Raw genomic sequence first — 10868 nt, 5'->3', positions numbered from 1 at the left:
GTCTTGGGGTTCAGTCCATGCTGGGCGGCAAGATCTTTGAGCGGAGCTTTCGATCGCTGTAGCGTTGCTCTGACCGCGTGCGTGGTCGTGGCGCAGCCGTGAAGAACCTGTCCCATAACGCCTCCCGGTGTGCGGCGGTTACAGCTAAATTGATGCCACCACACCGCGGGACTGCACAGCTAGGCTAGCGACAGCGAAGGCGTGTCCTCGCCTGGCGCGCCTCCCGCGTCTGTCCGGACGCGCGGTCGCCTCGTCGGGCCCCTTCAGGCTGAGGCGGTCCCGGAGCGGCCTTTGGGCCGGGGCGTACGCGAGCCGACATTCCTCGGATTCAGACAGGTTCGTGCGGCCAGTCCTTCGGACCGGCGGCGCCGCGGTCGGGCCGCCGCGCGCGAAAAAAGGTGGTTAACACGGTCCGGCCAGGGGTGACAGGCGGGGTGCCACGTGGGGTACCATCGCGTCTCGCCGGCCCGGCTAAGTGCCCGGCCTGATTCAAGAAACCACCGGGCGAGAAAGCCTGGTGGTGGACGCAGTCAGGCTCGAACCGGTCTCCGCTTTGAGCGCCCGCGAAATGGGAATTCTGCGCCCCGCGAAATGGCAATTTAATGCGATGCAAAAATAGACATTGGATCGGCGGGTCGACTTACCGCGGTCGCCCCGAGGCAGCGGTTCGATCGGCTACTTGACAGTACCCACTCGGCTGGCCGATGCTGATTGCAAGCGGACGGCTCAGGCGCCCATCCGTGGAGGGACTCTGATCAGGGACCGTCCCCGGTCCTCGATGCAGGCACTCTGTCACAAGCCCTGTCGAAGTGCACGGTCGTCGTGCCCTTCCACACGCTTGCGGCGTGCCTCTCGAGGATGAGATGACCGCTCCCGTCGCGCGCAAGCGCATCCGCACCAGCCCAAACCCGGCTTCCGGTCCCGTCGACCCAATCGTGCCGGCGCTCGCTTCGACGTCGCTCGAGCGTGCTCTTGAACGCGCCACCCGGACCGTTGCGCCCACGGCGGCCAACCTCAAGTGCGAGGCCTTGGCCGCGGCGCCGGTACGGACCGCCCATTCCGGCTATCGCCGGATCTCCGTCGAGTACGTCCCGCTCGACAGGCTGACCGCCGGCAATCGTGCCCTCCGCCGCGCCGGCAAGCGTCAGCAGGAAGCCCTTCAGCGCAACATCCGCCGCTTCGGCGTCGTGCGCCCGATCCTCGTCCGGCGTGGCGGTGCCGTCATCGCTGGCCACAGCATCGTCGAGGCTGCCCACGCCCTCGACCTGCCCGAGGTGCCGGTCACCTACGTCGACGACCTCTCCGACGACGAGGCCCGCGTCCTGCGCCTCAGCCTGCACAAGATCGAGGAGATGGCCACCTGGGAGGCGGAGGCGCTGAAGGTCGAGCTGACCCACGTGCTCGACGCCGACCCAGATCTGGCCGTTTTCACTGGCTTCTCGACGAGCGAGATCGACGTCTACACCGGCGACGTGGACGCCCAGGCCGACAAGGCCGACGCGCTGCCCGGGTCGGCGGCTGGGCCGCCCGTGTCCCAGCTCGGCGACTGCTGGGTGTTCAAGGGCGGCCACCGCCTAATCTGCGGCGACGCCCTCGACCCGGATACCCTGCGGCGCCTGATGGCGCAGGTCCGCGCGCGCCTCGTCCTGGCCGATCCGCCGTTCAACGTGCGCGTGGCCGGGCACGTCTCGGGCCGCGCCAGCGCGCGCGAGTTCGCCATGGCGTCCGGCGAGATGACCGAGGCGGAATTCATCGCCTTCCTGACGACCGCCTTCCGCAATGCCGCCGAGCACGCCCTCGACGGGTCGCTCGCGCTGTATTTCATGGACTGGCGACACGCCTACGAGATTATGGTGGCGGGCCGCGAGGTGTACGCCTCGTTCAAAAACCTGATCCCGTGGGTCAAGTCGAACGCGGGTATGGGCTCGTTGTGGCGCTCGCAGCATGAGCTGATCTTCGCCTTCAAGCTCGGCTCAGCCCCCCACGTCAACAACGTCGAACTCGGCAGGAACGGCCGCTGGCGCTCGAACGTCTGGCACTACGCCGGCGCCAACGCGTTCGGCCGGATGCGCGACGAGGATCTCGTGGGCCACGTGACGCCCAAGAGCGTCGCGCTGCTGCACGACGCCATCCTCGACGTGACGCTGCGCGGGGAGGCGGTGCTCGACCCGTTCGCCGGCGCCGGCTCGACGCTCTTGGCCGCGCACCGGGCGCGGCGGGTTGGCTACGGGGCCGAGATCGACCCGGTATACGCCGACACCGCCGTGCGGCGGCTCGAGGCTTTCACACGGGCCGAGGCCGTCCTTGAGGCGACCGGACGCACCTTCGCGCAGACCCGGGCGGAGCGCTCCAGCGGCGCCGCAATCGTGACCGCGTGAGGTCGCGCCATGGCTGGACATCGCAAGGCCGGCGCCCCCGCGGGGGCACCGGATGACGAGGCCGTCGGCTACGGAAGGCCGCCGGCCGAGTTCCGTATTCGCGAGGGCGAGCGGCGCAACCCCTGGGGGCGCAAGGGGCGGCCCAAGCCGAAGCAGGACTTCCTCGACGGGACGATCCGCATCCGCATCGACGGCAAACCCGTGCGGGTCACCCGTGACGAGGCGATCGACCACTTCCTGTTCGAGGCGGCGTCACGCCGCAACGTCTCGGCCGCCAAGTTGCTCGACCGGCGGCGGCAGGATCGACTCGCCCGGACGGCGGGGACCTCGGACGACGACGACCTCTCACCGGAGGAGGAGGCCGCGCTGCTTCGCGCGGCCGAACGGCGTCTGCGCCGACTCGGTCGCGGTATCTCGAACGACGATCCATTAGGCGGCGACCCGCGCGACCAGGAGCTTGAGCCGGAGGTCGACGCATGAACCCGGCGGCTCGCCTGTACCGGGCGCTGCTCCGCACGGACTTCATGCTGTTCTACGAGCGCTGCTTCGCTACCCTCGAACCCGGCACCCCATTCGTCGACAACTGGCACTTGCACGCCGTCGCCGAGGCGCTGCGTCGCGTCGAGGCGGGCGAGAGTCGGCGGCTGATCGTCAACGTGCCGCCGCGCTCGGGCAAGTCGCTCATCGTCACGGTCGCGTTCACCGCCTGGCGGCTCGGCCGCGATCCACGGCTGCGGATCATCTGCACCTCGTATTCCGCCGACCTCGCCCAGACTCACGCGGCGGCCTTCCGGGCGATCGTCGCCAGCGCATGGTTCCAGGAAGCGTTCCCGGCGTTCCGGATCAAGCGGGGCGGGGACCGTAAGCTCGAGACGATCACGACCGAGCGCGGCTACCGCTTCGGCGTGTCTATCTCGGGGCCGGTCCTCGGACGCGGCGCGGATCTGATCATCGGCGACGACGCGATGAGCCCGGAGGCGACCTTCTCGGAGGCCGTCCGGCGCCGAGAGATGGAGCTCTGGAACACCGCGCATCGCACCCGCCTCAACGACAAACGCAAGGGTGCGATCGTCCTGATCTCGCAGCGCCTGCACGAAGACGACCTCATCGGCCAGGTGCAGCGGAGCGGCGACTGGGACCGGCTGGTCCTGCCGGCGATCGCATCGGACGCGGCATGCTATCGGATCGGGCCACACGAGCACGACATCTACCAGCGCCGGGCCGGCGAGGTGCTAGATGCCGAGCGTGAGCCGCGGGAAGCGCTCGAGGAGATGCGGCGCGCCGTCGGCTCGATGACGTTCGCGGCGATGTACCTGCAGGATCCCGTGCCCCCGGACGGCAACGTCATCCGTCGCAAATGGCTGAAGTACTTCGACCGCGAGCCCAACGCTGCGGTGCTCAAATACTTCGTGGCCAGCTGGGACACGGCCTCGACGCTGGACGCGACCAGCAGCTACTCGGTCGGCATGCTCTGGGGCTGGGACGGGGAGAACTACTATCTGCTGGAGCTGGTCCGAGGCCGGTGGGAGACGCCGGAGCTGCGCAACAAAATCCTCGAGACCGTCCGCGCCTGGCGTCCTGACGAGACCCTGATCGAGGACACCGAGCTCGGCCGCAGCCTGCAGCAGGACATCCGGCGCACGAGCGGCGTTCGGGTTCACCTGCGGCGGCCCCGCTACGACAAGCGTGCCCGGCTTCTTGCGCAGAGCGCCCGGTTCGAGGCCGGGCAGGTGTGGATACCCGCGTCGGAGCCTTGGACCCACGACTACGTCAGCGCGCTATTGGCCTTTCCGTTCGGCCGAAGCGACGATCAGGTCGACGCGACCTCTCAGGCCCTCGACTATCTGGTCGCGAAGACGGCGAGCCTCCAGCCGCTGCCGCGCCGCAACCCGACGCGGAGAACGGTCGAACGCCGCGCCGTGGCGGAGGACGAAGAGGCGCCCGATCGGCATCGTGACCGGTCTGGATCGAGGGCGTTCGATGGGCCGCCGCAGCTGGGCTGATCGCATCGGGATCGCTCAGCGGCCGGGGAGGGCAGTACCGAGTGTGGCCCTCGCGAGCGGGTGCGGGCGTATGGTCAATCTCCCGCTGGGCTCGATCCGGCGCGGAGGGTGTCAACGAACCAGTCCATGGCCGCGAGGAACGCCGCGATCGCTTCGGCCGACAGGCCGGCGAGCGGGATGGTCTTGCGCTTCGACACGGCGTCCGGCGGCAGTCGAATGCCCGGGACGGCGTTCAGGTGATCGAGGAGCTCCTGCCGCAAGGGGAGGGCGTCGAACACCGGCTTTCCCAGCATGTACTCGAAGTATACCGCCATGGTCCCGTCGGTGAAGACCCGCAGCGCGGAGAGCTCGACCCCGTCAACCTCGAACACCGCCCCGAGCGCGCCGAAGCTCGGGTTCGTGTTGAAGGCGATGCGGTCGGCGCGGCGACGGATCCAGGCCACGATCGCGCGAGCGGCTTCCAGGATCGCCTCGTCACCGCGGGCTGCGATCTCCGCCATGACAGTAGCCTCGTCCCAAGTTCGCTTCGGCTGCGCTGCACGGCTCGAGGAGCCCTTGCGATCCTTGGTGGCCTCCGACCGGCCGAGCACGATCGGCACGAGCGTCTTCAGGCCCTGTCCCTCGTACTGGCGAAGCTCGACCGCCAGAACCTCGGCCGGCTGCATCTGCCGGTTCAGGAACTCCACGACGCGCCGGAGCTCCGGCGGCACGCGGTCGGCGACGAATAGAAGCCGCACCCGACCGGCCTGAAGGTTGGTGCGCACGGCCTCCCAGAAAGCCTCCGGTTCGGCATCCGGTCCGATGAGGTCCCGCAGCACCTCGCCGGAATCACGGCTCTCCGCCTCGCATCGCGCCCCGAATTGGGCTCTCAAGGTGTCCAGCGGCCAGTGCAGGACCGAGTTCGCGGCGTAATCGAGCATCTGGCCGACGACTTCGCGTCGGATGCGTGGAGCAACGACACAGACAGATGCTCCACCAATTGGGGGATGCGGCGGCCCTAGCGTCTCTGCTTCAATCCGAAACGCAGGTTGCTTCGGCGGCCCGGAAAAGGCTGCCGCGATTTCTCTTTTGACCGGAGGGCGCCATGCGGATCACGACGCTGTTCATCACGGCTTTCGTTCTTACGGGCCTGTGTCATTTCTCGTGGTTCGCCCGGCCGATCGACGAAGCCGAGCTTGCTCAAACTGAGGCGAGCGAAGCCGCCATGATAATACCGCTCGCCACACACATCGAGACGGACTGACGTGTCGCCCTCCAATGGGGCGCCGTCCGCGACCGAGGCTCAGGTCTCGCCGCGGCGCTCCCTCGCGCGCGCTTGCGCTCAGGTGATCAGCAGCAGCTGGTACGAGGCGCTACTACTAGGCGCCACCGTCATTTGCCTCATCTCGGCCGATCACTCGGGCGCCCCGAGCGCAACTGTGATGGTGGACATTGCCGCCGCAGCAGCGCTCTCCAGCATCGGCGGCTTCGCCTTCTCGGCCATCTGCGGCGCGCTACTGTTCCACCTTGCCATCGACCCGGTCCAAGTGGTCGAGATCATGATGCTGTGCAGTGTTGCCAATCAGGCCGCCATGGTTTGGGCTCTTCGGCAGACTGTCGACTGGCGTGTGCTGGCCGTCTTCCTCGCTGGCGGGGCGCTTGGCCTACCTTGGGGGGTGTGGCTACTCCTACATGTTGATCGAGGCGTCTACACGCACGCGCTCGGCATCTTTCTCCTGCTCTACGGGACCTACATGCTGCTACGGCGCCCGGTCGTCGTACGATGGCAGCACCCGGCGCTTGATGGCGCAGTCGGTGTGCTCGGCGGCATCACGGGTGGCGCAGTTGGCTTCCCCGGTGCCTTCGTGACGATCTGGTGCGCCATGAAGGGCTGGGACAAGGATCGCCAGCGTGCTCTGTTTCAGCCGTTCATCCTGATCATGCAGGTGGCCGCGCTGCTGACCTTGAGCCTCGTGCATGGGACATCCGCCGGTCACGGCGTTGAACTAGGCGACCTGCTGTGCGTGCCGGGATCGTTGCTCGGTACAGCCATAGGCTTGCTCTGCTACCGGACCCTGTCAGATCTGCACTTCGCGCGAGCGATCAATCTGCTCATGATCGTCTCAGGCGTGAGCTACCTGTTGTAACGACTGGACGATCTGACGAACGCCATTGTGGCCGGCCTTCCGCGGCACTAGACGCGCCGCTCGGATCGAGTGCGTAGGGGCGGGGATGGGCGGTGACGTGACTGCCCTGTCCTTCGCTCTCGCGTCCGAAAACGCCGCGCTGCACCAGCGACTGACCACGGCACGGGAAGCCACCCATCGCGAACGGCAGGTCGATTTGATTTGGGTATACTCAAATCAAACTGGCTAAATCGGACGCTGAGGGTAGATTGCGTTGAACAACACGGCGCGACGTCTGCTGCATTGCCGCTGCTGACGCTTGTCACCGCATTTCAGTTTCCATGCTGGCTGATTGGCCGTGAAGGCAAGGAGATTTCGAGGGGATGTGCAAATCGGCTCGGACCGATACGGTGGCCCGTCCTTTGCTCCCGCAGCTAGAGAGTATTCAGGTGCGATCGAGGACCGCGCGCACGTGCGTTCTTGGAACGCGCGCAAGTGCATTTCAACTGCCGGAGGTCAGACAATGATGAGAGCTGATCCTGCCTTCTCTGCCTTAATCGGACGCATCTACGACTGTGCGCTCGACACCATGTTGTGGCCGAATACCTTGGGAGAAATCGCAGAAATCATTCAAGCTTACTTAGCCGATCTGGCGGTTTACAATCCGACCGCGGGCAACAGCAGGATGGCGGCGCAATGGGGTTGGAGCACCGAGTTGCTAGCGCTCGCGCAGGCTAACATTCACCTCAATCCATTGATTCCTATGGGCCTTGTTCATCCACTTCTCGAACCAATGTGCAAAAGTCGCGAACAGTATGTCACTGTCGATGCTTTGCATAGGAGTCTATATTGGCGCCAATGCTTCATCAATCGTGATCATGGAGATTATATTGGCGTTCCGCTAACGCGAGCCTTGACTGAGTTCGGTCATTTTGGTCTTTCGAAAAAATCCAGCTTAGGCGATTTTATTGACGAAGATATTGAATTTGCGCGCGTTATTGCTCCTCATCTCCGCCGCTCTGTGTTGATTTCCGGTATTCTAGGATATCAGCAGGTCGAAACTGGCACTTTGCGCAGTGCCCTCGATGCCCTGACTGCGGCCGCCCTGGTCCTCGATCCCGACGGCCGAATTGTGTTCGGGAATGCCCAGGCACAAGCCGAACTTAAGCGGGCCAGCATCCTGCGCGAGCACCAGGGGCGCTTGGCCGGCGTGAGCACGGACGGAATGCGGCTTGTTGCCAGTCTCAAAGGATCGCAGGGCGGCCGGGGGCGAGACATGCGCGTCGTGGATCGAGGCGAGAGGGTGCTGCACGCTTCATGGATTGCTCTCCAGAAGGTCAGCGAAGCGATGGGTGAGCCGTTTCTGCTTCTGCTGCGCGAGCCGGAAAAAGAACTCGTGACGCCGCTTTCATCAGCGAACACAATCTTTCAGCTCACACCCGGTGAGCTACAAGTACTTGCACAGCTGCTTAATGGTCGCACTTTGGCTGAAACAGGCAAAGTACTAGGCGTTGCTCGCTCCACGGTAAAGACCCATCTCGACGCATTGTTCAGAAAAACAGATACGAAGCGGCAGTCAGATCTATTACGCGTTGTGATTGGGCTTGGGTCGCCTTTGAGGGACAGTCGATAATTACGTCGTCCTCAAGCGCTGAATATCTCGGTCTTCCTCACCGATTTGTGATTAGAGGTCGATTTGCTGTCCGCTAAATGGCGGAGGCTACCCAGCAACGCTTCGCCTAACTTCAAATGCGCCGCAGTAATTTGTATCGCCTGGAGGTATCTCCATGAACACTGCACCGAAATCGGCACTTCGACGCAATTTTCGCTTGGATGCCGCGGCGCTTGTTGTTGCCGCAGCTGCGTTCTGGGCCACAATGCTGATTGTGCTGCCGATCTCTGAGGCCGCAGCCGTCACGAATGGCACTGCGGCGGCATCAACGCCGCTCGTGTTCGTCGGGCCATAGTCAGCCCAACTGATTGATCGGCTGCACCGGAAAGCCAACAGCTCCCGGTGTCTTGCGCTGTAGAGGCCCTGCACCTCGACCGTGGGTTGGGGACGCCCACAACTCAGGTGATCGCTCATGCCTCCGGGATCAGCCCTGGCAGGCCGCTGGATCGCGCTTGACGCGATGCGCGGCCTCGCCGCCCTGCTCGTCGTCCTCTACCACCTGCGCTGGACCTGGCACGGCTACGACCTCCTGCCAGTCCGCCACGGCTTCTACGCTGTCGACTTCTTCTTCGTCCTCTCCGGCTTCGTTATGGCCGCGACCTATGGCGGCGTGCGCACGTCGGGGGATCTCGTCCGATTCGCCCTCAAGCGCGCCGGCCGCCTGCTGCCGCTCCATTTTGCGGTGCTCGCCGCCTTCGTAGCCCTGGAACTGGGCTTCGCTCTGGCCGACCACGCCGGCTTTCCCTCAGGCCGGCTAGTCTTCACGGGCTTCACTGGGGTAGGGCCGCTTCTTGCCCAAGCGACCATGACCTTCGGGCTGATCCCTGGCCTGACATGGATGTGGAACCATCCCTGCTGGTCCATTGCGGTYGAGTTCTGGACCTACATTCTGTTCGGGCTGACCGTGCTGGCACTGCGCCGCGGCCGCCTCGTGGTCTGGTCTGCCTTGTCGTGCGTCGGGCTTGCCGCCGTCGCGCACAGCTCTGAGGGCCTTGCCGCCACTTCCGGCGCGGCGGTCTTCCGCTGCCTGCTGTCGTTCTTCCTCGGCACACTCGTTTATACGGCCTACCTGCGCCTGCGAACTTGTGGGGCGACCCTCGGCACCCACACACAAATCGCGGCGACAGCTCTGGCGCTGACGGTCGCGTCATGCCCATCAAGCGGTGCCGCCTCACTCGTCATTCCGTTCGCATTTGCCGCCATGGTTCTATGCCTCGCCTTCGATGAGGGTGGCTTGGCGCAAGTCCTCGCGGCACGCGTCCTTGGTCGGCTCGGTGAGCTGTCGTTCTCGATCTACCTCGTGCACGTGCCGGTCTGGTTCGCCCTCGAGGGCATGCTGCGGCTGGGCGTTGGAGTTGGAGCGACTTGGCTGCTGCCGGACGCGGCTGCGGTGATCCCAGTGCGGGTGTCGCCTCTGGGCTCGGCGCTCGCCGCGGATGCATTGGTGCTGGCCTATGTCGGGCTTGTGCTCGTCGTGTCGGCTTGGACGAACCGCCGGATCGAAGGCCCAGCGCGGGACTGGAGCCGCCGTGTCGCGGAGCGGATCGGCCGGACCGCCTCCGGTAAGGCTATGCCGCAGGGACTGAGGCCCGGATGGCTCCTGAACCAATTGACCGCCGTGCTGCCAGTGAGGACGTCTCGATGAGCGCCAGCCTGCTCGCTCCGGCCACTCAGGTCTGCGCCTTCGTGTTGGGCTGCGCGTTGATCCACGCCGCTCGCGCGCACGCTGTGGCCATAACGCAGCTGCTCATCGGGGTGGCGGTGGTCGCGGCCGCGCTCGTGCTGATCCAAGCAGCGATGACGTTCGCGCCTAATCCTGATGAGCGCTTCGATGAACTCAGCATTCATGCGGCCCTGTCGCTGCAGGCCGCCTCCAACAAAGGCGACGATCCGGACACGGCGCGATCGCCGTGAAGTAACCAAGTAATCGGTAGACGGGCAACTTGCATCGATATTACGCGGATCGGCAACCTTCACTCGGATTGTGCAGCAAATATGGAATGATACGAAATCGATACTTCAATGATGATAAAAACGCGTTGAGCTTATAAATTTGTGAGAATTAATTTTATATAATATAAGCTGTCGACTTATCATTCTAAGTCACGATATTATAGAATTTTGTCTGACAAAAACTTCGAACAGTTTTATCTGAATGGTGCAATAAGGCTGTAACTTCTATCAGCAATTAATGTCAAGTCTGTAAAACATCTAAATGCACAAACAATATGCATTCGACTATCTCGGAGGCGTCCCATGCGTGTCGTATGTGCAGCTGCCATCACGCTGGTAACACTATCAAATATAGTATGTAGTGGATCCTTCCTGGGCTTGGCGCTGGGACAGGAGATCGCCCCCCTGCAAGTCTCGCCTCCCACGCTCAAGGGCGCAGATCCCGCCGAGTGCATGCAGGCAAACTCGGATTACGAACTCTATGAACTCGGATGACGGTGTCCCCGGGTCGCAGCACCGAGACGAGGCTGTCGGCGACGTAGCTGCGGAAGCGGGCGCCGTTGGTGGCGCCATCGACGAGACTGAGCGCGCACAGGCCGGTGCTGCGCAGGGCGGCTGTGACGGTGGTAGTTTTGTAGTGGCCCTGCGGCACGAGGAGCCGGCACCGCTCACCGCACGGGGCGCGTCCGTAACGGCGGGCCATGTTGGTGGCGGCCGCGGTCTCGTCGAGGAAGACGAGTCTCGTCGAGGAAGACGA

Annotated in this window: 10 protein-coding genes and 1 pseudogene; 9 read left to right on the top strand and 2 right to left on the bottom strand. The window is 64.4% G+C overall.

Annotated features, from left to right (window positions below; translation table 11 throughout):
- Positions 1–863: 863 nt before the first annotated feature.
- Genes ACXJL8_RS21520 through terL form a run of 3 tightly spaced genes read left to right on the top strand, consistent with a single transcriptional unit; the run spans position 864 to position 4381 of the window.
- Positions 864–2378, top strand: a complete 1515-nt coding sequence (locus tag ACXJL8_RS21520) for a DNA modification methylase (protein ID WP_456685541.1) — start codon at positions 864–866, stop codon at positions 2376–2378.
- Between the two features lie 9 nt (positions 2379–2387).
- On the top strand, positions 2388–2858 hold the full coding sequence (locus tag ACXJL8_RS21515) for a hypothetical protein (RefSeq protein ID WP_456685540.1): 471 nt from the start codon (positions 2388–2390) through the stop codon (positions 2856–2858).
- On the top strand, positions 2855–4381 hold the full coding sequence (gene terL / locus ACXJL8_RS21510; protein WP_456685539.1) for a phage terminase large subunit: 1527 nt from the start codon (positions 2855–2857) through the stop codon (positions 4379–4381). Before ACXJL8_RS21515 ends, terL begins: the two co-directional genes overlap by 4 nt.
- Positions 4382–4455: 74 nt before the next feature.
- Here terL and ACXJL8_RS21505 read toward each other — a convergent pair whose 3' ends face one another.
- Positions 4456–5301 carry a hypothetical protein gene (locus tag ACXJL8_RS21505; RefSeq protein WP_456685538.1) on the bottom strand — a complete coding sequence of 282 codons (846 nt, stop codon included), beginning with the start codon at positions 5299–5301 and terminating at the stop codon, positions 4456–4458.
- Between the two features lie 164 nt (positions 5302–5465).
- Here ACXJL8_RS21505 and ACXJL8_RS21500 point away from each other — a divergent pair, with 164 nt between their 5' ends.
- From ACXJL8_RS21500 to ACXJL8_RS21475, 6 genes are all read left to right on the top strand, one after another.
- The gene (locus ACXJL8_RS21500) at positions 5466–5624 is read left to right on the top strand and encodes a hypothetical protein (protein WP_456685537.1); all 159 of its coding nucleotides are present in this window, start codon (positions 5466–5468) and stop codon (positions 5622–5624) included.
- A gap of 178 nt (positions 5625–5802) precedes the next feature.
- Positions 5803–6507, top strand: coding sequence for a sulfite exporter TauE/SafE family protein (locus ACXJL8_RS21495; RefSeq protein WP_456685536.1), 705 nt, complete (start codon positions 5803–5805; stop codon positions 6505–6507).
- 502 nt (positions 6508–7009) lie between these two features.
- Positions 7010–8119: a helix-turn-helix transcriptional regulator gene (locus ACXJL8_RS21490; RefSeq protein WP_456685535.1), complete on the top strand. Its 1110-nt coding sequence runs from the start codon at positions 7010–7012 to the stop codon at positions 8117–8119.
- Positions 8120–8273: 154 nt separating this feature from the next.
- Positions 8274–8453: a hypothetical protein gene (locus ACXJL8_RS21485; RefSeq protein WP_456685534.1), complete on the top strand. Its 180-nt coding sequence runs from the start codon at positions 8274–8276 to the stop codon at positions 8451–8453.
- A 117-nt stretch (positions 8454–8570) separates the two neighbouring features.
- A complete protein-coding gene (locus ACXJL8_RS21480) occupies positions 8571–9803 on the top strand; it encodes an acyltransferase family protein (protein ID WP_456685533.1) in 1233 nt (410 codons plus the stop codon).
- A complete protein-coding gene (locus tag ACXJL8_RS21475) occupies positions 9800–10072 on the top strand; it encodes a hypothetical protein (RefSeq protein ID WP_456685532.1) in 273 nt (90 codons plus the stop codon). The genes ACXJL8_RS21480 and ACXJL8_RS21475 overlap by 4 nt, the downstream gene beginning before the upstream one ends.
- Before the next feature lie 529 nt (positions 10073–10601).
- On the opposite strand, the pseudogene ACXJL8_RS21470 reads toward ACXJL8_RS21475, so the two are convergent.
- Positions 10602–10868 (bottom strand): annotated as a pseudogene (locus ACXJL8_RS21470) (transposase); the annotation flags it as partial.

It is taken from the genome of Bradyrhizobium sp. P5_C11_2 (assembly GCF_054049755.1).
This window is presented reverse-complemented; position numbering and strand designations above follow the sequence as displayed.